Annotated in this window: 20 protein-coding genes and 1 pseudogene; 8 read left to right on the top strand and 13 right to left on the bottom strand. The window is 38.1% G+C overall.

All coding sequences use genetic code 11. The annotated features are described in order from the left end of the window. The first annotated feature begins 83 nt into the window (after window positions 1-83). Window positions 84-1,499: an erythromycin esterase family protein gene (locus tag JTI58_RS07120; RefSeq protein ID WP_205446056.1), complete on the top strand. Its 1,416-nt coding sequence runs from the start codon at window positions 84-86 to the stop codon at window positions 1,497-1,499. Window positions 1,500-2,074: 575 nt separating this feature from the next. Here the strand turns inward: JTI58_RS07120 and JTI58_RS07125 are convergent. The 3 genes from JTI58_RS07125 to JTI58_RS07135 form a co-directional block, all read right to left on the bottom strand. Beyond that, entirely contained in the window at window positions 2,075-3,250 is a 1,176-nt protein-coding gene (locus JTI58_RS07125; RefSeq protein WP_205446057.1) for a DUF4272 domain-containing protein, read from the bottom strand. A 1-nt stretch (window position 3,251) separates the two neighbouring features. Then, on the bottom strand, window positions 3,252-4,553 hold the full coding sequence (locus JTI58_RS07130; RefSeq protein ID WP_205446058.1) for an SMI1/KNR4 family protein: 1,302 nt from the start codon (window positions 4,551-4,553) through the stop codon (window positions 3,252-3,254). Between the two features lie 184 nt (window positions 4,554-4,737). Further along, entirely contained in the window at window positions 4,738-5,568 is an 831-nt protein-coding gene (locus JTI58_RS07135; RefSeq protein ID WP_205446059.1) for a MerR family transcriptional regulator, read from the bottom strand. 86 nt (window positions 5,569-5,654) lie between these two features. Between JTI58_RS07135 and JTI58_RS07140 the strand changes: the two genes are divergently transcribed. Both JTI58_RS07140 and JTI58_RS07145 read left to right on the top strand, forming a co-directional pair. Continuing rightward, window positions 5,655-6,122, top strand: coding sequence for a GNAT family N-acetyltransferase (locus JTI58_RS07140; RefSeq protein WP_205446060.1), 468 nt, complete (start codon window positions 5,655-5,657; stop codon window positions 6,120-6,122). Continuing rightward, window positions 6,109-7,452: an MATE family efflux transporter gene (locus tag JTI58_RS07145; RefSeq protein WP_205446061.1), complete on the top strand. Its 1,344-nt coding sequence runs from the start codon at window positions 6,109-6,111 to the stop codon at window positions 7,450-7,452. Before JTI58_RS07140 ends, JTI58_RS07145 begins: the two co-directional genes overlap by 14 nt. A 128-nt stretch (window positions 7,453-7,580) precedes the next feature. On the opposite strand, the gene JTI58_RS07150 is transcribed toward JTI58_RS07145, so the two are convergent. From JTI58_RS07150 to JTI58_RS07160, 3 genes are all read right to left on the bottom strand, one after another. Next, complete coding sequence (locus JTI58_RS07150; RefSeq protein ID WP_205446062.1) at window positions 7,581-8,612, bottom strand: S66 family peptidase; 1,032 nt, start codon at window positions 8,610-8,612, stop codon at window positions 7,581-7,583. Between the two features lie 225 nt (window positions 8,613-8,837). Continuing rightward, on the bottom strand, window positions 8,838-9,371 hold the full coding sequence (locus tag JTI58_RS07155; protein WP_048394011.1) for a GNAT family N-acetyltransferase: 534 nt from the start codon (window positions 9,369-9,371) through the stop codon (window positions 8,838-8,840). A gap of 65 nt (window positions 9,372-9,436) precedes the next feature. Beyond that, entirely contained in the window at window positions 9,437-10,489 is a 1,053-nt protein-coding gene (locus JTI58_RS07160; protein WP_205446063.1) for an AI-2E family transporter, read from the bottom strand. A gap of 422 nt (window positions 10,490-10,911) precedes the next feature. Here JTI58_RS07160 and JTI58_RS07165 point away from each other — a divergent pair, with 422 nt between their 5' ends. Continuing rightward, window positions 10,912-11,301 (top strand): RidA family protein, encoded by a 390-nt coding sequence (locus JTI58_RS07165; RefSeq protein WP_205446064.1) that lies wholly within the window; start codon window positions 10,912-10,914, stop codon window positions 11,299-11,301. A gap of 87 nt (window positions 11,302-11,388) precedes the next feature. Here the strand turns inward: JTI58_RS07165 and JTI58_RS07170 are convergent, their stop codons facing one another. Next, window positions 11,389-11,970: a TetR/AcrR family transcriptional regulator gene (locus JTI58_RS07170; RefSeq protein ID WP_205446065.1), complete on the bottom strand. Its 582-nt coding sequence runs from the start codon at window positions 11,968-11,970 to the stop codon at window positions 11,389-11,391. 293 nt (window positions 11,971-12,263) lie between these two features. Between JTI58_RS07170 and JTI58_RS07175 the strand changes: the two genes are divergently transcribed. From JTI58_RS07175 to JTI58_RS07185, 3 genes are read left to right on the top strand one after another with little or no spacing between them, the layout of a single operon-like run. Next, entirely contained in the window at window positions 12,264-13,439 is a 1,176-nt protein-coding gene (locus JTI58_RS07175) for an MFS transporter (protein ID WP_205447178.1), read from the top strand. Between the two features lie 3 nt (window positions 13,440-13,442). Then, entirely contained in the window at window positions 13,443-14,516 is a 1,074-nt protein-coding gene (locus JTI58_RS07180) for an LLM class flavin-dependent oxidoreductase (protein ID WP_205446066.1), read from the top strand. Window positions 14,517-14,545: 29 nt separating this feature from the next. Then, window positions 14,546-15,487: an alpha/beta hydrolase gene (locus tag JTI58_RS07185; RefSeq protein WP_205446067.1), complete on the top strand. Its 942-nt coding sequence runs from the start codon at window positions 14,546-14,548 to the stop codon at window positions 15,485-15,487. A 139-nt stretch (window positions 15,488-15,626) separates the two neighbouring features. On the opposite strand, the gene JTI58_RS07190 is transcribed toward JTI58_RS07185, so the two are convergent. The 5 genes and pseudogenes from JTI58_RS07190 to JTI58_RS07205 form a co-directional block, all read right to left on the bottom strand. Continuing rightward, window positions 15,627-16,565 carry a ring-cleaving dioxygenase gene (locus JTI58_RS07190; RefSeq protein ID WP_205446068.1) on the bottom strand — a complete coding sequence of 313 codons (939 nt, stop codon included), beginning with the start codon at window positions 16,563-16,565 and terminating at the stop codon, window positions 15,627-15,629. 74 nt (window positions 16,566-16,639) lie between these two features. Continuing rightward, on the bottom strand, window positions 16,640-17,233 hold the full coding sequence (locus JTI58_RS07195; RefSeq protein WP_205446069.1) for an NADPH-dependent FMN reductase: 594 nt from the start codon (window positions 17,231-17,233) through the stop codon (window positions 16,640-16,642). Between the two features lie 137 nt (window positions 17,234-17,370). Then, window positions 17,371-17,702 (bottom strand): annotated as a pseudogene (locus JTI58_RS24825) (YunG family protein). A 22-nt stretch (window positions 17,703-17,724) separates the two neighbouring features. After that, complete coding sequence (locus JTI58_RS07200) at window positions 17,725-18,249, bottom strand: GNAT family N-acetyltransferase (protein ID WP_205446070.1); 525 nt, start codon at window positions 18,247-18,249, stop codon at window positions 17,725-17,727. Between the two features lie 15 nt (window positions 18,250-18,264). Continuing rightward, on the bottom strand, window positions 18,265-18,684 hold the full coding sequence (locus JTI58_RS07205) for an Lrp/AsnC family transcriptional regulator (protein ID WP_205446071.1): 420 nt from the start codon (window positions 18,682-18,684) through the stop codon (window positions 18,265-18,267). 110 nt (window positions 18,685-18,794) lie between these two features. Here JTI58_RS07205 and JTI58_RS07210 point away from each other — a divergent pair, with 110 nt between their 5' ends. Further along, complete coding sequence (locus JTI58_RS07210) at window positions 18,795-19,199, top strand: carboxymuconolactone decarboxylase family protein (protein WP_205446072.1); 405 nt, start codon at window positions 18,795-18,797, stop codon at window positions 19,197-19,199. Between the two features lie 47 nt (window positions 19,200-19,246). Here the strand turns inward: JTI58_RS07210 and JTI58_RS07215 are convergent, their stop codons facing one another. Next, window positions 19,247-19,666, bottom strand: a complete 420-nt coding sequence (locus JTI58_RS07215) for an Rrf2 family transcriptional regulator (protein ID WP_205446073.1) — start codon at window positions 19,664-19,666, stop codon at window positions 19,247-19,249. Window positions 19,667-20,264: the final 598 nt, after the last annotated feature.

Raw genomic sequence — 20,264 nt, forward strand, 5'->3', positions numbered from 1 at the left:
ACTAAATTTAAACAAATATTCCCTTTACTTTAAACTTCGCTCCCTATAATTAGTATTACTATAAAGAAAAGGGCTGATAATGAATGAAGAAAGCTAGGAAGCATAAGGCTTTATTAAGTTTTGTACTGGCAAGTTTATTGACATTGAACGGAGTTGCTAGTGTCTCTGCCGCTGTTCCTACAACTGAGCAGGTTAATATTGAAAACGATTCTACAGTCAAACAAGCTAGGACTTCTAATGAAACATTACTTGATTGGAAAAAATGGGCGAATGATCATGCATACAGCTTGTCATCCATCCAGCCTGAAATGTTTAATGGACAAAAAATTCCCGCTAACAAATTTGAGGATTTAGAGATGTTAAAGCCCTTATTACACGATAAACGTATTGTCTTTTTAGGGGAAAGCTCGCATGGTGTGGCACAATTCAATCTCGCGAAAACACGTTTAATACAATTTTTACATCAGGAAATGGGCTATAATGTCCTTGCCTTTGAAAGTGGTATGGGCAATGTGATGAACGCTCAAGGACAAATTGACAAGCAAGCAGCTCTACAGACAATGAAAGATGCCATTTTCGGGGTTTGGTGGACAAAAGAAACTTTGCCTCTGTTTGACTATGCAAAATCAACTCAAGCAACAGAGCAACCTCTTGTACTTACTGGCTTTGATATTCAACAGCAAGGGCCATTTACGAACGGAGATTGGCTCCAAAACCCTAAGCTAGCTCAGCAATTCAGTGAAGCGGAGAAGCAACTTGCCGAATGGAGCTCAGGAAAAGATTTGAAAGGCTATCAGAAAGTAAAAGCTACTATAATGGATGTGTATAAACAGGTAAAATCACAAATTGAAACGAAAGAAAAAGAGTTACAGACAGCTTATCCAAATGAGCCTCATATTGTAAAATTGATGGATCGCACGCTAACAGATCGTATTCGGCTAGCGGACGAATATATAGAGTTAACGATTCAGTCCAACATCGACATTGAACAAAATATTATAGCATCCTTTTTACAAACTATGGAATGGCGAGATCAAGCGATGATGGAGAACTTACTTTGGTTAGCTGAAGAAGTTTACCCAACAGAAAAGTTTATTGTCTGGGCACATAACGATCATATTCGTAAGGCACAATCGGATGTAATGGGATCCCCTTACCCAGTTAAATTAATGGGAGAACGTTTACCTGATATGTATAAGAAATATAGCTATGTATTAGGTCTATACATGACAAGTGGAGAGACAGCAAATAATATGGGAGAACCTATGCCTGTTTTACCTCCTGTCAAAGGATCTATTGAGGATATTCTGTCTACAACAAATAAACCTTACACATTCATTGATTTGCGCAACCGTCAAAATGAGCGAGGCAACTCATGGATGTTTGAGCCTCGTTTAGCCTATAGTTGGGGTGTCATGCAAGAAAGCTTTGTTCCGCGCGACCAATACGATGGCATACTTTTAATAGATAAGGTCAATAAACCAACCTATATCAAATAACCTCTCTTACTAAACAAGAGCAAACTAGAGATCTAGTTTGCTCTTGTCATGCTGTTGAAAAAAGATGATGTCAACGGCAGAAAAAGCAACTTTACAAGGTGAGAGGTTGATTTCCGTTCCGCCAGCGTCCTTTCCAGGGGGCGTCCGAGGAGCCGCTTCACTCACTTCCGTTCGCTCCAGGGTCTCCTCTGTGACGCTAAATCCCCTAGGAGTGACGCTGGCTCCACTCCAATCAACCATTCTGCAAAGTGTCTTTACTTTTTTTCATAGTAGCATAGCGATCAAATCGCCCATTAACTGTATTCTTAGAGGGGATGAGCTCTTATTTTCAATGTGGAGAAGTGAAGCGTGACAAAACCTCTTCATAAAGAGTAGTGAACACCTTCACTTTATTTGAACACCTTTGCTAAAAAGTCAGTGGGTTGGAGTGGAAGGCTACTTGACTCCCGTGGGATAGCGAGACAGGCGAAGCCCTGCACGGAGCGGAGCGAAGGAAGCGATTCGGCGCTCGCCCACAGGAAAGCAAGTAGCCTGCAACGGAAATCCATTTCTACCTTTCAATTGACTGTTTTGTTTTAAGTACCCATCGATATAGAATCCCATTCTTCGCCTTGATACCCTATCATCCAAAATAAACCTCTACGTCTTTCCATCACAACACTTTCATTTAATGCTAAAGGAGTTGCTTGTCCATTGATGCGACTATCTACACAAGCCCAATGTAATCTGTAAATTTTATCCGCCTCATCTACTATTTCTTCCTTACTACGCAGTACCGTTTGATTATAAAATTGTTCAAATGTTTCGCAACGAGAAACAACCTGAATCGCATATTCACAATCACATACATCGTCAGGGAAAATTAGCTCTTCCACAAGTCCCAATGCCCAAATAAGTGTCCAATAGGCTTCATATTGCCATGATATATTGACAGCTTCTTGAGCACCAGGATGCTGAGCCTCAAGAAAGAATTTTTCATGCTCCGTTAAAAATTCATGCACCTCATATGTGTGTAGCATATTGGTAAAGAACTCTCTAGACTCCTCAATATCACCCTTCTGTGCTACATCACAAGCGAATTGAATAACAATCAACAGGGCAACCGCTCTTCTTGCAATATCCTCTTGGCTTTTAAATTGAAGATTTTCTACTGGTGGTAGCTGAGGAAGCGATGCCGCATAAGGTATGTTCTTCTCTTTTAAAAAGGCTATCGTTCTAATTTTTCGTGCCTCTCCCTGTGCTGATGTGACCTCTTGTGCATGTATCTTTCTTGTACAAGCATGTGGTTGAAAATCAGATGGACCCGATTCTCCATTAGGATAAACAATAACCATACCGTTCTGATCCAGCAAAGTACCATCTGATAGGAAACCAATACCTCCTATACTTGCTAATAATTTTATGAATAGCTGCATATGGCCGTCTGTCATCTCTTTGTCCATTTCAATTGCAATGACTGTATTAAGCACCGATATTTGAATCATTACACGTTCTTTTAGCTGTTCATCTTTAAATGGAATAGTATCATACAAGCCCATCATCCCAGGTATATTTTTTGCAAAATAATCCGGGTTCGTATCTTCAGCTAAAATGTTTATGGAACATCTATATTTATTAAATAAACTTCTTGATTTTAATAAATAGTCGTTATCGTTTTTTTCAATAGTAAAGCTTTTTGCTAATATATCAGATAGTTTATCCTTTATATCATCTGTATCATTTTTGGAAGCAAATATCGTAAAATGGTTCAATCTACTCTCCCCTTTGTAGCATATAGTATTTTATTATCCAATTTTCCAAACAATTAAGCGCTTGGCTAAACAGCTGTTTGTTTTTCCGTAGCACCTCATGTTCAACCCAATACGCCAGCAAAGGTCGCCATTTTTCTTCATCTATCATGGTTGTTGGCGTGATTCCCCGCTGTATCATCTGACAAATGGCTCGGATGGATGTTAGCCTTTCTACTTCACTCCCATTTAACCATTCGTATAATGTCTCTGCACTTGGCTGTGACTCTGCTAGAAGTGAATCCCAGCCATCAATCGGAAACGTGACATAGCACTTCATCCATTCTATGATGTTTGGATGATGGAAATGGCGTAATCTATGTAAGGCTGTATAGGCATCAATTCTATCTTTTTTGATATCCTGTAGGATGTATGATTGACCTTCATCAACTGGCAAACAATGTGCTGTTACATAATCACGCAGCGAATCTGGCATGTCACTCTGTACTTGCCAAAGTTCTCTCACCCAATTTTCGGCCTCACTCGGACATACCCTGACTAACACTTCGCTCCATGCTTTTTGATCTGAGAGAGATAGAGCTTGCTCTACTTTATGTTGAAGCACCTGAAACACCTGCACTCCATCAAAATGCAAAAATGCTTCCTGCACGCTTGTTTTTTTCGCGCCATGCATGGAAACATAATGAAGCAAAGATTCTAAGCTAGATTGTGCCTGCTGTAAATTAGAGCTTAAAAATTGTTCTAGCCATGTTAGCCATATTTGTGAGCTAGCCAACTCAACATCCAATCCATTCACACTACAAAATTGACGATGCTGGCCGCAGTCTACTCCGATACAGCCTAAAGCTGTCATATTCTCAACGTACGAATGAAAGCTGACAGCAAGCAGATCAAACTCATCTTCTTCATGACTCCAATACCAAAAGGTTTCGTCGTCAAGCTTAAGGAGAAGGGCATCTCCGTTACCTGCCGTAAAACATTGTAAATATTGCTGTTCATCTGATTCATCATCCCCTCCAAAGTAGGGGAAATCTAAGTCGTTTAAGCTCCAGCCAAACTCCCCATAAGGCGTATCAAGCAATTCAATAGGAAGTATCGCCTCATCAGGTAATGACCAATAAATACTTACTTGCTTTGAGCAATTTTGCAATAGTTGACGAAATCCATTAGGGATTTGTATACCAAGTCTTTCCTCTACCTGCTGTAACTCTTGCTCGGTTGCAACTGGTCGTAATTCAATCGGATGTACATAAGCTTCTTGTTGCTTCAATCGCTCTACTAAATGATGCCAACGCTCAACCCACATTGTCTCTAACCTCCATATAAGGCTCGTGTGATGTCATTCTTTTTATTTATCGTCAGGAAATCATTTACTGATTAGGATAACTTTAAACAGAACGACAAAATGCTATTATTTTACTGGCATCTAAACCTTCATATATGATAAATTACTCAGCTATATTCATTCTTTTCTATTACGCCATAATGAATTATTTTACTTTCTTTACTTCCATCATAATTTTGGTTACATACTCGTCCTCTCGATTTTTCATTACGGCATCATAAATGTATTCCTCGTATACATATTGGCCTAGCTCATAACCCTTTTCATGCATGAGATTAAATAACCGTGTGTAGGTCTCACCAAGTTTTGAAGAGGAGCCAACATGATAACCAATCACAAATTCACCCTCTATCGCCTTAAAATAAGGATGTCCTTCTCTTGGATGAGGCTGCTCAATATATAAATAACTATAGTTATCGTAATTTCCAGCTAACACTTGCTCTCTTCTTGTTATCCCTCCAATGGGATACCCCGTATCTAATTGAGAGCGATCCAATTCCTCAATAAAGTCAGATACAGCCTTCACAAACTGCTCTTCTGTAGAATTCTCGATATTTTTACTCAAATATAATGTATCTTCAGGAAAGTACTCAATCGTAATGTCCTTAAAATTTAGATGCAGTGCTTCCTCTGTCGTTTTGATTTTGACATCAATAATATTCTCAATCATTTCTAGTTCTCTACGTTTCTTCGCAACATGCTCTTTTTGTTGATGCATCAATTCTAAAAAATTTTCAGGTGATTTCTCTGCCATATACTGCTGAATATCCTTTAAAGACATCCCCACTGCCTTTAATAATTCAATAACACCGAAAAAATCATATTGAGCAAGTGAATAATACCTATAATCCTTACTATCCTTCATGATGGGAGATAATAAACCAATTTGATCATAATAAATAAGTGTCTGTTTATTTACCTTACATAATTTAGAAAATTCCCCAGTTGTAAAATATTTTACATTTTTATTAATCATTTTTTGAGTTTCCTCCCTTGACTATATAGTTACTATATACTTTAGATTGTACCTATTCAAAATAAAAATAGAAAGGTTTTGACATTATGTTCACGGAGATTCGTGACATTACAGCTTTTAACAAGAAAGAAATTTTAGCATTACGCATCGCTGACAATCAGCAACATTTTATTGAATCTACAGACCAATGCTTAGCAGAGGCGGAAATGGATCGACGTTTTACACCTTTAGGTCTGTATAAAGATAACACCGCTATAGGCTTCGCTATGTATGGCATATTCCCTCATAATGATTACAGTCAACGCGTATGGCTTGATCGCTATCTAATTGCAGAACAATACCAAGGACAAGGTTTGGGAAAACATTTTTTACAGCAGCTTATTCAATATTTAACAGTAAAGTTCAACTGTCTTCAGATATATTTAAGTGTTTATGACAATAATGCTGTAGCTATCCAATTGTATAAACAATTCGGTTTTATATTTAATGGTGAAATAGATGATAAAGGGGAAAAAGTAATGGTTTTGGAGGTGCATGCTTATGACAACCATTAATCCAATTGAAACAAGACCACTGAAACCATTATTTTTATCATACTTATTCCCCGCAATGATCGGGATGCTTTTGATGTCCATCAATATTTTGGTAGATGGCATTTTCGTTAGTCATGGCGTGGGACCTACAGCTTTAGCTGGAGTGAATATAGCCGTTCCTATTTTCTCCATTTTGCTTTCGATTTCTCTATGGATTGGTATGGGAGGGGCTACCCTTTTCTCGATTTCTTTAGGAGAGGGCAATAAGCAACGTGCTCACCAACTATTTACACTGTCATTCTCTACAATGCTAGTGGTTGTCATCACGATTATTGGATTCCTCGCGTTAAATTTAAAGGACATTTCTTATATATTTGGGGCGAGTGATGATACCTATCCTTATGTGCAGGAGTATTTACATGTTATTTTGCTCTTTGGGGTGTTTTACACAATTGAAAATCTTTTAAGTATTTTTATTCGAAATGATGGCAACCCAAAGTTAGCTATGCTGGGCTTAATTACAACGTCGGTTTTGAATATACTCTTAAATTATGTTTTTATCTTCGTACTAGATTATGGTGTGACTGGCTGTGCTTTAGCAACAGCAATAGCTACAATTATAGGTACATCTGTGCTATGTCTTCATTTTTTCCGTCCACAAGCTGAGTTAAAGTTTGTCACTTCCTTTTTGAATCTATCAGATCTAAAAAAAATGTTTGCTATAGGTTTACCTAGCTTTATTGTTGAAGCTTCTGTTGCTGTTATTGTTATTTTGTATAACGTTACCTTTTTACATTATCTAGGTGCAAATGGCGTTACAGCCTATGCAATGGTCAATTATATCCATACTGTCTTGCTGACTATTTTTCTTGGGGTTGGTATGGCCCTACAACCATTAGTTAGCTATCACCACGGGGCAAGGTTGCTAGAAAGATTAACAGCTTTACTAAAAATCGCCTTAGCTACTGCATTTATTTTAGGGTTAACGACTGCCCTTATAGCTCTTCTTTTCCCTTCACAATTAATGGCTTTATTCGGAGATAGCTCATTTGAAATTCGCAGTATGGCAGCACAAGGCTTTGTGCATTTCGCCATTGGCTATGTATTTTTAGGGATCAACATGGTGTTCGCAGAATTCTTTCAATCCATTGAAAAAATTCGTATTGCCACATCAATTATGTTACTACGTAGTATTATTTTATTTATCCCTACTCTCATCATACTACCTAAGGTACTTGGCTCACAGGCGATTTGGTGGACCTTCCCAGTAGCAGAAGGAATTACAGCCTTGCTTATTTACCTATACATTAGGAAAAATCCAAGAACCATTTCTTCTCCTGAACATGCTTAAAATAAAAGGGGGCCTCATCAGGGTCCCCTTTTATTTCCTAACAGCCATTTTTTAGTAAAACTACCACTATCGTCAGCAGTATCTAAACTTGTATGCTACATAAAGTACATCTTTAATTTGAAGGTTGCCTAGCAAAATTGCATTTTTAGTGTGCCTCTTCCTTCTTCAATAACTACTTCACCAACTGCTCCATTCACTAGAATTAATTGTGGGGGTACGTGTCCAATATCTACTTCATAGAAAACTGGTATTTTCATATCATCAAAGATATCTTGTAGTGCATCCGCTAATGTAAAGTCCCCTAGATTTTCATATAGTCCTGCTCTCCCGATTAGGACACCATTACATTTATTGAACCAACCATTATACTTTAATTGCCACAAAGCTCGGTAAATTTTTGCTGCATCCATACCAACACTTTCTAAATACCATATTGTTCCCTCTTCAGAACAATATTCGTTAATAAAGGATTGGACGTAATCGAAGGGTGTACCTATAAGAATTTGCAATGTATTTAAACAGCCACCTATCAACCTACCTGTCATACGATTACTAAACTCTTGGTTTAGAACTTTCCATTCGGTTGCATTGTCGAAATAGAATCCTGTAGCTGGATTTTTATAAACTTGCTCCCAGCTCGATTGAAAATAGTTAGAAGAGCTTTGAGTTATTGAATGACCAACCTTACATGAAATCACATCTATCCATTTAGAAGAAAGTTCATCCCATTGAGGTGCTGATAATTCAGTAAAATTCACCCCATGTGCGGATGCGTACCCCGTCATGGTTGTGTATACAAAAGATAAAGTACTAATATCTGAATACCCTAATATCCATTTGGGTCCCGCTTTTTTTAATTCGTCCCAATCGATTAAAGGTAATAACTCCATTAGAAAACTGCCTCCCCACGGTGGCATGACGACATCTATTCGCTCATCTAATAAATAGTCCATAAGTTCAGAGACTCGCTTTTCTTTTGTTGTACTTCTACCTTTAAGCTGCGTCCAGGTAGTATTTCCAATAATAACTTTCATTCCTCTTTGTATTAATTGTTTTTCAGCTTCTGTTATTAATAGATGAAGATGCTGTTCGACTCCACTAGAGGGTGCTGTCACGCCAATCGTAAGAGGCGTTTTTAAAGTAGGATATTGTATTTTCATTTACCATCTCTCCTTTATGCCTGCAAAAAATAATTGTTTTACAACAACAAGACGATTTTGGGTCTCTTAATTAGTTTTGCTATATCAGATTTAGAATGCATTTTAACTAAAAATACAGCTATGAAAGTTTCAACACTATTTCTGTCCTTCACACACAGAAATTTTTACCAATTATACTTGTGTTCAGAAAAAAAACCAACACAAAAATCTGTGCTGGTTAAATTTCTACTTTTGAATTTTCATATACTCATCACGCAACAGACTCATAATGATTTCATCAGAAAATGTATTATTCATAAACAAGGCCTGCCTCAAAACACCTTCTTTTTTAAAGCCGACCTTTTCATAGGATTTAATTGCTCTACTATTGTGTGAATATACCTGTAATTCTAAGCGATTCAGATTTAGCTCCTCAAATGTAAATCTTTGAGCAAGCCTAACTGCTTCTGAACCCATACCTCTGCCACAATTCTCTATATTATGTAAAGCTATACGGAACACTGCCTTTTTATTATCTAAATCAACCTCCATAATCGCCAAATCACCAATTACCTGATCATTATCAACTAAACAAATAGCAAAATCATAGCGAGAAGAATCTGCTTTAAAGCGTTTGATCGCCTCTTTGATTTGTTCCTTTGTTAAAATATTCCGTGTTCCTGTCATATACATGATTTCTTCATTTTGAAAGCATCTTATAATACTATCACTATCATCTTCACGTATTTCTCTTAAATAGACCTGTTGACCTTTTATCAATATAAACACCTCTTGTGCATTAAATAAGGAATCATCATATATGTAGATGATTCCTTTGTTTGGAACTATTCCATTTGTTTTTCAGTGTGTACCTTTACCGATTTCTTCGCAGGGTCTTCCGAGGAGGTTACACCTAGAATATCAAGCAGGAACATAAATAGTGGAATACCTATGATTAGTCCCCATACACCAAGGAAATGCTCAGAAAAGAGAATGACCATAAACGTATAGAAAATCGGTAAATCTGTTTTGGCAGACATAAGCTTTGGATTTAAGAAGTAAGCTTCAATGGCATGTAAAACCATGACAATAACTAAAATATAGACGATGTACATCAAGCCACCAATGCTATATGCGATAATACTTAATGGTATTAATGAGATGATAACTCCTGCGACTGGAACTAAGCCTAAAATAAAGAGCATAATCCCAAGGGCAATCAGATGTGGGAAGCCCATAATAGAAAGGGCAATTACTGATAACACACAGTTGACTGCAGCAATAATAAATTGTGCCTCAATTACTTTTCCAAATGAGCGGATGAATATTCTTGAGAAATAATGAAGTTCATCGTAAAGCGCACCAATTTTACTATCCTTAAACTTGGCTGTAAATTCAATAATACGATTCTTTTCTAACAAGATGAATAAACTTAATATTAGAGAAATCAAAATTTGCATAATGATTTTACCAATATTCGTAATATTTTTAAGAGTTAAATCCACACCTTGCTCTAAATATTTCCCCAGCTCTATTTTCTCAAAAGTTGGTGCTAAGTATCTCGCAATCTCATTGTCATCTGGATCGAGATTAAAGCTTGCAATGAGGTCGAAAAGCTGCGTGATTTGCTGGGTCACAATCGGTAAATATTTGTAAATGACTGCTACAATACCCGCAACAAGTAAAAGGTATAACGTTACCGTCACAGCTTTTTCATTCATCGGCGTATATTTTCTTATGCTTTTCGTAGTCTTCGTAGTAAGCTGGTTCATCAAATAAGTAATAATAAACGTAAGTAAAATTAGATTGATCATACTACGCATTAAATATAATGCAAGAGCAATCCCAACTAGAATAATAAAACGCTTAAATCCATTACTCCGAAAGAAATTATTCATTTATTCACTCCTTCTACAAAACGGCCTCGCTGCCTCTGCTACCTAGGGCTACACTATAAAATTGATTTATAACAATACGCATCATTCTTATGTAAAAATTTCCCTCTCATTTAATGAGTATAGCCATCTACCTTCAAAATAAGACGAAATTTATGTTTCTTTTAGAAGTGTCTGTATAAAACCTTAGGCGGGGGTGAAGTGAATTGTATGTCTTGTCAAATTAAAAAGTCGATACTTTTATCCTTTGTGAAAGCTTTACCAGCGTATTAGCCTAAATTCTATAAATCTATTATAACCCTTTAAACCCGCATATCCAATTTGTATGTTCTTTTATAATGGTATTTGTATAGAACTTTTATCAACTGTTACTTTATGCTATTTTGATTAAAGATATAAATTAAACAGAGACAAGGACTGATTCTATGAAAATTGCGAGAAACCCTCAGAACATTCATCCACCCGTTGCTCCTTATGTTCATCAAATTGAAGTGACTGACCCACAGAGATGGTTAACATTATCTGGACAAATCGGCATGTTGCCAGATGGAACTATACCTGAAGATGCAACAGCTCAATTGAAGGTGGCACTAGAAAATATTAAAAAAAATCTAGATAGTGCCGATATGGAGGTTCAAGATATCACAAAGCTCGTATTTTATTTAGTGGGAGATATGGATGCTAATCAACGAAAGGAAATGATCAGTGACTTTTTCGGGGAACATCTTCCATGCACAACATTAATGTATGTCGTTGCACTCGCTACGCCTGCTTTAAAGGTTGAGATTGATGCATGGGCTTGTAAGGAATTATAATATCATCCTATGTTTATAAAATAAATTTGTGCATTTCTTGCGTATTTTTTAATACCCCTTTAGCACTGCTAAAGGGGCATAACCTTATTATTTAAGCAATGTCAGCGTCGTTGCAATGGCATTATCAACAAATAAACGTTGTGGATGGGATTTCAGCATAACTGTTAAACCTATTAACGCAACAATTAATGCCTGTGCTAAAGATTTTGCATCCGTGTCTTCCTCTAACTCTCCTGATTGAATTCCTCGTTCAATTGTCTCCTGAAAAATTACTGATAGATAGAGTTGATGCTCTCTCGTCAAGATTTCGAACTTCTCGTCATGTGGCGCTAATTCAACCATTGTATTGATACAAAAGCAGCCATTACTAAGATCTTTCGTATATTCAGCAGTAATTACTTCTTCAAAAAATATAGAAAATGCCTGTTTTACTGAGGTATAACTTTGAAGTTTAGTGCGTATTTCGGACGCCCGTGATGTCGTATATCTACGAAGTGCCGCTTCAAATAGCTCCTTTTTATCACCAAAGGTTGAATAAATACTAGGACGCTGAATCCCCATTCTAGCTGTAAGATCACTTAAAGAAGTTGCTTCATATCCCTTCTCCCAAAATAACTGCATTGCTGCCTCTAACACTTTTGCCTCATCAAATTCACGAGTTCTTGCCATTATTGATACACCCCCATTAGAAAGAAATAGTAAGTTAATCACTATATTTTACAATACCAAACAGTATGTAATTATTTTATATGTGGCTCTTTTTATTGTCAATTTCATTTCATCAATCGATTTAAACAAAAAATAAATCCCAAATAAATCTTGACAAAACAAATATAGTTAAGATATATTTACCAATAATTATTTTGTACCGAACGGTATGTTATAATTACAATTCAATTAGGAAGGGAGGTTACCGTGTGGACAAAGCAAATGATGCACTTAATATAAATCAACCGTCTTCTATGCCCCGAGCTGTAACATTATTATTCGCTACAGCCTGCGGAATGTCTGTCGCCAATATTTATTTTGCTCAGCCGTTGCTAGATGAATTATCTAATGATTTTGCTATTGATCAATCGATTATTGGTTTGATTATTACTATCACGCAAATTTTTTATGGTCTAAGCTTACTACTTCTAGTACCACTTGGAGATTTACTAAACCAACGACGCTTGATTATTGGACAAATGCTATTATCCACCGTGGCTTTGTTTATAGTCGGTACTGCCTCCTATGTTGTAGTGCTATTCGTGGGTATGGCCTTAGTTGGTCTACTTGCAGTCGTGACTCAAACCCTTGTGGCGTTCGCTGCAACTATGGCTTCCTCTACAGAACGAGGTCGTGTCGTAGGCATTGTTACAAGTGGCATTGTCATTGGCATACTACTTGCTCGTACCTTTGCTGGGTTAGTAACAGACCTTGCAGGGTGGCGCTCTGTCTATCTAGTCTCCGCTGCTCTAATGCTTCTAATGGTTGGGATGTTTATAAAAGTGTTACCAAGGGGCGAGCGTGAAGTAAAATCACTATCCTATCTTAAGCTAATTCAATCCGTGTTCACGCTGTTTATTCAAGAACGAACATTACGTATCCGCTCCATTCTAGCTATGCTAATTTTTGCCGACTTCAGTATTTTATGGACGTCACTGGTGCTGCCACTTAGTGCACCACCATTAGCTCTATCACACACTGTAATTGGCGCTTTTGGTCTTGTTGGAGTGGCTGGTGCATTAGCTGCCGCACAGGCGGGGAAATTTGCTGACCAAGGCTATGGTCAAAGAACGACAGGTATTGCTTTAACGCTTTTACCTATCTCCTGGATATTTATCAATTATTTAGAAAAGTCGTTCTTGGCATTAATTATTGGGATTGTGTTGCTTGACTTGGCAGTGCAGGCGGTACATGTCACCAATCAGACGATGATTCTCCCATTGCGTACAGAAGCACGAAGTCGACTGACCGCAGGCTATATGGTGTTCTATTCGATTGGCAGTGCTAGCGGTTCAATCGCTTCAACTCAAATATATGCGCATTTTGGTTGGGGAGGAGTTTGCTTACTTGGCGCCTCGATTAGTACAATTGCTCTTCTTTTTTGGGCAACTACAAAACGATTTACAAATTCAATTGATTCGGAGAGATAACAAATGGAAATAGGAATTACTTCTTTCGTAGAAACAAAACCAGACGTTCACAGTGGTGAAGTAATTAGTCATGCACAGCGTTTACGTGAAGTTGTAGAAGAAATCATTCTTGCAGATCAAGTAGGATTGGATGTCTTTGGCATAGGCGAGCATCATCGAGAAGATTATGCCGCATCCTCTCCCGCAATGGTACTATCTGCCGCTGCTTCGCAAACGAAAAACATTCGACTCACAAGTGCAGTAACTGTCCTTTCTTCGGCTGATCCTGTACGTGTCTTTCAGGATTTTGCCACATTGGATGGACTATCAAATGGACGTGCAGAGATCATGGCAGGTCGTGGTTCCTTTATCGAATCCTTCCCCTTATTTGGCTACGATTTACATGATTATGATGAATTATTTGAGGAACATTTAGACTTACTACTCAAAATTCGTCAGTCTGAGAAAGTAGTTTGGGAAGGTAGACATCGACCAGCAATCAAACATTTAGGTGTGTATCCTAGACCGGTTCAAGAGTCTCTCCCAATCTGGGTGGCTAGTGGAGGAAATCAACAATCTGCTATGCGTGCTGGCCTTTTAGGATTACCCCTTATGCTAGCAATTATTGGGGGCAGCCCAATGCAATTTGCACCGATTGTACAGTTATATAAAAAGGCAGCGCTTCATGCAGGTCATGATTTATCAAAACTTCAAATAGGTTCTCATTCAATAGGTTTTGTTGGTCCGAATACGGAATGGGCAGCAAACACATTTTTCCCATCAACAATGGCTGGTATGAATAAATTAGGCAAGGAAAGAGGCTGGCCTTATTATGACCGTTCTAGTTATGATGCTGCAAGAAGCTTTGAAGGAGCATTATATGTTGGTGATCCAAATACAGTTGCTGAAAAAATTATTCATCTTCGTAAACATGTAGGAATTACACGGTTTATGCTATACGTGCCTTTAAGTACCATGCCACATGATCAAGTCATGCAAGCTATAGAACTACTTGGAACAGAAGTTGCTCCTCGTGTACGTGAGGAAGTCGCCAAATGGGAAGCTGAAATGGCTCTAGAAGGGAAGCCATTTCTTTAAGATTTTATTATTCAACAGGAGGAATTTATATGACCATTATTAACCGAGTCTTACCAGAATTAAGGCAGGCTTACTCAGAATTTCCTGGCTTTCGATTGGAGGAGGATTTAACTTGGAGTCGAAGTCTCTTGTCCAATCCACCTTCGAAAAAATCAGAACATGTAATTACGACCAACCGTATGATTCCTAGAGGTGACGGGAACGAAATGCTGGTTAAAATCTATGAACCAGCTAAACGGAAACAGGATAAACTTCCAGCTATGCTTTGGATTCACGGAGGCGGCTTTGTCATGGGACACCCTGATATGGATGATGTTTTATGTGAACGTTTTGTTGAGACAGCTAACTGCGTTGTCGTATCCATCGATTACCGACTAGCGCCTGAACATCCCTACCCAGCGGCTATTGAAGATTGTTATGCTGGATTAGTTTGGATGACTAATGAGGACCAATCACTTGGTATCGATGTCAAACGGGTGGCAATTGCTGGTGCAAGCGGTGGTGGAGGATTAACAGCAGCACTTGCATTAATGGTTCGTGATAAAGGAGGACCATCAATTATATTCCAGATGCCACTGTATCCGATGCTTGATAACCGAAATGTAACACCTTCCAGCTATGAGATTATTGATGATCATGCAACATGGTGTAGAACAAATAATTTGACTGCTTGGCGTTTGTACTTAGGAGAAGAAAAGGACATCAATGCCCTTTCTCCGTATGCGGTCCCTGCAAGGGCTGAAAACTTAGCAGGATTACCACCAACCTATATATGTATCGGCCAACTTGATTTATTTCGTGATGAAACCATTGATTATGTAACACGCCTTGCACAGGCAGGAGTCGATGTTGAATTCCACCTCTACCCTGGCAGTTACCATTGTTTTGAGGTCTTTGTGCCTGAAGCAAAAGTAAGTCAGCAGGCTATTCAGAACTATTTAGATGCCATGGCACGCGCACTCAATTTTTGATTAGCACTTCGGCTTCTAAAAAGATAAAAAATGCGAAAATGTTAGCTATCAACATTTTCGCATTAATTGTAAATCTATTGTGGACGTTCTACCTCAAAAATCCCGCCAACTTTAGCTTAGTTTGATCCCGCAAGCCTGCTTATTCAAGCTCACGCACTTTAATCGGGATTAATGTTCTTTCTAGTTGTTCACGATGCTGCTCGTACTGAGGTGGCAACATTAATTGGCTACCCATAGTCTCTGGTGTCTCGTCATGAGCAAATCCAGGAGGATCTGTAGCGATTTCAAATAAAATTTCGCCAGGTTCACGGAAATAAATTGCATTAAAATAATGACGATCCTTTACTTCCGTTACATGTTGTCCTTGATTCATCACATACTCTTGCCATTCTAAATGATCTGTATTGTCTTGAGCTCTCCACGCAATATGGTGAACCGTTCCTACACCCATTTGACCACGTTGACCTGCAATCGTTTTTAAATCCACTGTATTGCCGATTTCTGCACTAGATGTAAAACGCGTATAGTCACCTTCTGTCGCTACTTTTTCAAGACCCATTATCTCTGTTAAAACTTTTGCAGTTTCTTCTGGATGACTTGAGTATAGTGTAGCCCCACCAAAACCTTTAATAGCAACCTCTGGTGTCACTTCACCAAATGTCCATTCGTTGAACTCGCCTTCCGCACGTGCCACGAGTTCAATATGCAAACCATGTGGATCATCGAATTGAATGACTTGCTCACCAAAACGTTCAGCTTTTTGGAAAGGAACCGAGAATTTCGCTAAGCGATTAACCCAAAATGGCAGTGCCCCTTCTGGTACAACATACGTTGTAACGCCAACCTGACCATCACCAATACGTCCTTGATAAGCATTAGCCCAAGGGAAGAAAGTAATGATTGTTCCTGGTTTCCCACCTTTGTCACCGAAATATAAATGATATGTGCCAGGATCATCGAAGTTTACTGTTTGCTTTACTAAACGTAAGCCTAATACGCCTGCATAAAAATCAATATTCTCTTGTGGATGTCCTACGATCGCTGTGATATGGTGAATACCTGCTGTATGTTTCTTCATGTTAACAAGCCCTTTCATGACTATTTTTCTCACCTATACTGTGCCCAATTAATATCTACCTCAATCTGTAAATCTTAGCGAATTGTATATAACGCCTTAGACCATGGGATTAATTGATCTAACATTTGATTCACTGAATCCGTTTGAACATCTTTTGGTTTAAAGTCTGTTCCATTCTCAAAATCTGTGAATAAAGATAAGGCTGGGTGAACACGTACGTCTGCGATTAAAAGCTCTCCCATAATCCCACGTAGATGTTCCGCTGCACGAGCACCACCTACAGAGCCATAAGAAACGATTCCTGCAGCTTTGTTATTCCATTCAACACGTAAATAGTCTAGTGCATTTTTTAATGCCCCTGTAATGGAGTGGTTGTATTCTTGTACGATGAACACAAAACCATCTTGTTTAGCAATAATTTCTGACCAAGCTTGTGCGCCCGAAGCATCCTGCCCTGGCTCACCTAATAATGGCAATTTATAATCAGCAATATCAATCACTGTATAGTTTGCGTCACCGCGTTGATCTGCGATTTCCTTTACCCATTGTGCTACTTGAGGACTTACACGACCCTCACGAGTTGATCCAATAATAATACCGATATTTAATTCTGCCATTGTTTGTTCCTCCTCTTTTTTTGAGCTAAAAAATTTATTAAAAAACCCCATTATTATACCTCCTGACGAAGCTAAAGGTTCGAATTCATTTATCTTGAATTTATATATCTTGAATTCGAGATAATAATAACACGATATTTTTATAAACGTCAACAACTTTGTTTTTAAATTTAAAAAGGCAGAGAAAATTAATTCTCTGCCTTCCCTAAAAGCTTATAAACATGTGATGTTAAATAACGATATTGACTATCATCGGTATCTTGAAAAGCCTCTACTCTATTTGATTCAATGTCTTGGTAGTCGATTCGATATGGAGAAATCCTTTCTTTCTCCATTCATGACATTAGAAAAGTGCCAGCCCTCCTCGAGAAATGTCTTTCTAATTTTCTCCGCCAAGAATATCCTGCACAACTAATGAAGTGACGCTACATTGTCCTTTTGCAGGGTTGTCCACACATCATTTAGAACTCGATTGAATGGACCATAATTTTCTTAAAGCATTTAATACGTCTTTTTCCATGCTAAAATTCCTCTCAAACACTTTAAAATGGGACTTCATCCATTTTTATTGGCGTTGATTTTCCTACTACCCAATCATCTTTAATGGCACCATAGACAATACTATCTGTCACGGTACCATCTTCATTTTCCCAAGCATTTCTTAAATACCCTTCCTTCACAAAGCCAGCTTTACTAAAGCATTTTCGCATTCTGATATTATCAACTCTTGTATAGCCTTCAATGCGAATCTTCCCTCTTTCGCCAAACAGATATTCTTGTAGCCAATGAAGTGCTTTGACACCGTATCCTTTGCCTCGAACATTTGCATCTAAGCGCAGATCAAAAAGAGGGATCGTATCGTCTATATCATGAATAAAGATCACGCCAACTTTTTCTCCATCTTCAAGTATCCAATGTGTTTCACGATTGTTCTGATAATATCCCTCTGCATATGCGGTGCGAACAGCCTCTTCTTTTATGTATGGATTGGTGTGATACAACCATTTATTTTGCGTTAATAAATGAACTAAATCATCAATTTCTTCTTTAAATAATTTGATTTCCATAACTATCTCCTTCCTTTATATGTCCTCACATATATCTGAAAAAATAAAGTTAGTTTTTGTATGCGCATATGGCTGTAATGCATCAATAAACTGCTCTACATCAGGAAAAGATTGAAAATGCCCCTTTAATAAAAAACATGACTCACCTGAAATGCGATAACAGAAGTCTATATTTGTATAAACCTTCAGATGTTCTTTAAAGTCTGCATAGCGGTTATTTTTGATTGTCGCTTCTACAATAGCGTCAATTGGATAACCCAATGCATTTTTATTAATATCCAATGTATACCTCTTAATGACGTTCTGTTCCTCTAATTGCCGTATTCTTTCGCGAACTGCTGGTGCAGATAAGTGAACCCTTCTCCCTAGCTCGCTCATAGAAATTCGACTATCTTCTTTTAATTCTTTAAGTATCATTTCGTTAATGAAATCCATTTTGCAAATACCCCTTCTTTTTGAAGGAAAACAATCATATTTCCCTTCGAATTGATATGTTAACTTCGTTATGAACATTTTACACTAATTAATAGAAGGAGGAATGATTGATGACACTTATTCAATTATATGACAAGGGCTTAACACCCTTTCAACAATTATTAGGCTACAACAAGGCAATTCAGCTGCACTGGCAGCAGTTAGGAGACGTACTAGAAAAAGACGGGCATCTATCCGCTTCATTAAAAGAAGAGGTTCGAAAAACTTTAGCTCAAAAAAATGGCTGTCAGTATTGTCAGGCAAAAGGCAAGCCTGATCCCCAGAACTATGATGAGAAAACGGCAGTATGCACAGGTTTTGCAGAAGCATTCTTAGCTGCTAAGGGACACACCGCCCCCAATGTCACGGCTGTATTAAAGGATTATTTAACAGAAGCCGAGATTAGCGAGCTACTAGCATTTATTTGCTTCACGACAGCACAGCAATATTTTGGTGCTCTTATGCAATTAAAATAATAAGGAGCTAGGGGAGAAACCCTAGTTCCGATTCACAATTCAACATGCTATCCTTTTAAATCGATTTTATTAGCTATATCTATTATAAATTTCTTACTAAGCTCTTCTTTCATATTATTCTCAGCATCTACCATCACTTGCTCAATGAGACAGCCTTGATGATGGAAGGAATCTTCGTGATCAGAGGAACAACTAAATAATGAGGTTTGTCCTTCAATCGCATAAATCACCTCTAAAAACGAAATTTCTTGGGGGCGCTTAGAAATGCGGTAACCACCGTTAACACCTGGATTCGACTCAATTAAACCTGCCTTCACTAGCTTTGTTAATATTTTCGATAGATAGGTTGGAGATAATTTTTGTATTTCTGCTAAAGACTCGACACTCATTGATTTCCCTTTAGGATTGCGTGTTAAAAACACCATTGTATGTAAAGCATAGTTTGTTGCTTTTGAATACTTCATCATTCATCACCCTTCATTCAGGACCTTTACTATCTGCAATTAAAACACATTCTACCATAATTAAAGAAAAAAGATGATGTCAACGGCAGAAAAAGCAACTTTGCAAGGTGAGGGGTTGATTTCCGTTCCGCCAGCGTCCTTTCCAGGGGGCGTCCGAGGAGCCGCTTCACTCACTTACGTTCGCTCCAGGGCTCCTCTGTGACGCTGGCTCCACTCCAATCAACCATTCTGCAAAGTGTCTTTACTTTTTTTCATAATCAAATCGCCTATTATCTGTATTCTTAGAGGGGATAAGCTCTTATTTTCAGTGTGGAGAAGTGATGCGTGACAACACCTCTTCATAAAGAGTAGTGAGCACCTTCACTTTATTTGAAAACCTTTGCTAAAAAGTTAGTGGGTTGAAGTAGAAGGCTACTTGACTCCCGTGGGATAGCGAGACAGGCGAAACCCTGCGGAGCGGTAGCGGAGTAAGCGATTCGGCGCTCGCCCACAGGAAAGCAAGTAGCCTGTAACGGAAATCCATTTCTACCTTTCAATTGACTGTTTTGTTTTTCAACACTAAGAAAGCATGTTTTTGTATGAAAACATGCTTTCTTTTAGG

The organism is Lysinibacillus fusiformis (genome assembly GCF_016925635.1).
GTDB classification, from domain to species: Bacteria; Bacillota; Bacilli; order Bacillales_A; family Planococcaceae; genus Lysinibacillus; species Lysinibacillus fusiformis_F.

Bases quoted from the DNA above. Each gene is read 5' to 3' on its own strand.
- JTI58_RS07120 (WP_205446056.1), top strand. From the start codon at position 84: ATGAAGAAAGCTAGGAAGCATAAGGCTTTATTAAGTTTTGTACTGGCA.
- JTI58_RS07130 (WP_205446058.1), bottom strand. From the start codon at position 4,553: ATGTGGGTTGAGCGTTGGCATCATTTAGTAGAGCGATTGAAGCAACAA.
- JTI58_RS07135 (WP_205446059.1), bottom strand. From the start codon at position 5,568: ATGATTAATAAAAATGTAAAATATTTTACAACTGGGGAATTTTCTAAA.
- JTI58_RS07140 (WP_205446060.1), top strand. From the start codon at position 5,655: ATGTTCACGGAGATTCGTGACATTACAGCTTTTAACAAGAAAGAAATT.
- JTI58_RS07145 (WP_205446061.1), top strand. From the start codon at position 6,109: ATGACAACCATTAATCCAATTGAAACAAGACCACTGAAACCATTATTT.
- JTI58_RS07150 (WP_205446062.1), bottom strand. From the start codon at position 8,612: ATGAAAATACAATATCCTACTTTAAAAACGCCTCTTACGATTGGCGTG.
- JTI58_RS07160 (WP_205446063.1), bottom strand. From the start codon at position 10,489: ATGAATAATTTCTTTCGGAGTAATGGATTTAAGCGTTTTATTATTCTA.
- JTI58_RS07165 (WP_205446064.1), top strand. From the start codon at position 10,912: ATGAAAATTGCGAGAAACCCTCAGAACATTCATCCACCCGTTGCTCCT.
- JTI58_RS07170 (WP_205446065.1), bottom strand. From the start codon at position 11,970: ATGGCAAGAACTCGTGAATTTGATGAGGCAAAAGTGTTAGAGGCAGCA.
- JTI58_RS07175 (WP_205447178.1), top strand. From the start codon at position 12,264: ATGCCCCGAGCTGTAACATTATTATTCGCTACAGCCTGCGGAATGTCT.
- JTI58_RS07180 (WP_205446066.1), top strand. From the start codon at position 13,443: ATGGAAATAGGAATTACTTCTTTCGTAGAAACAAAACCAGACGTTCAC.
- JTI58_RS07185 (WP_205446067.1), top strand. From the start codon at position 14,546: ATGACCATTATTAACCGAGTCTTACCAGAATTAAGGCAGGCTTACTCA.
- JTI58_RS07190 (WP_205446068.1), bottom strand. From the start codon at position 16,565: ATGAAGAAACATACAGCAGGTATTCACCATATCACAGCGATCGTAGGA.
- JTI58_RS07195 (WP_205446069.1), bottom strand. From the start codon at position 17,233: ATGGGGTTTTTTAATAAATTTTTTAGCTCAAAAAAAGAGGAGGAACAA.
- JTI58_RS07200 (WP_205446070.1), bottom strand. From the start codon at position 18,249: ATGGAAATCAAATTATTTAAAGAAGAAATTGATGATTTAGTTCATTTA.
- JTI58_RS07205 (WP_205446071.1), bottom strand. From the start codon at position 18,684: ATGGATTTCATTAACGAAATGATACTTAAAGAATTAAAAGAAGATAGT.
- JTI58_RS07210 (WP_205446072.1), top strand. From the start codon at position 18,795: ATGACACTTATTCAATTATATGACAAGGGCTTAACACCCTTTCAACAA.
- JTI58_RS07215 (WP_205446073.1), bottom strand. From the start codon at position 19,666: ATGATGAAGTATTCAAAAGCAACAAACTATGCTTTACATACAATGGTG.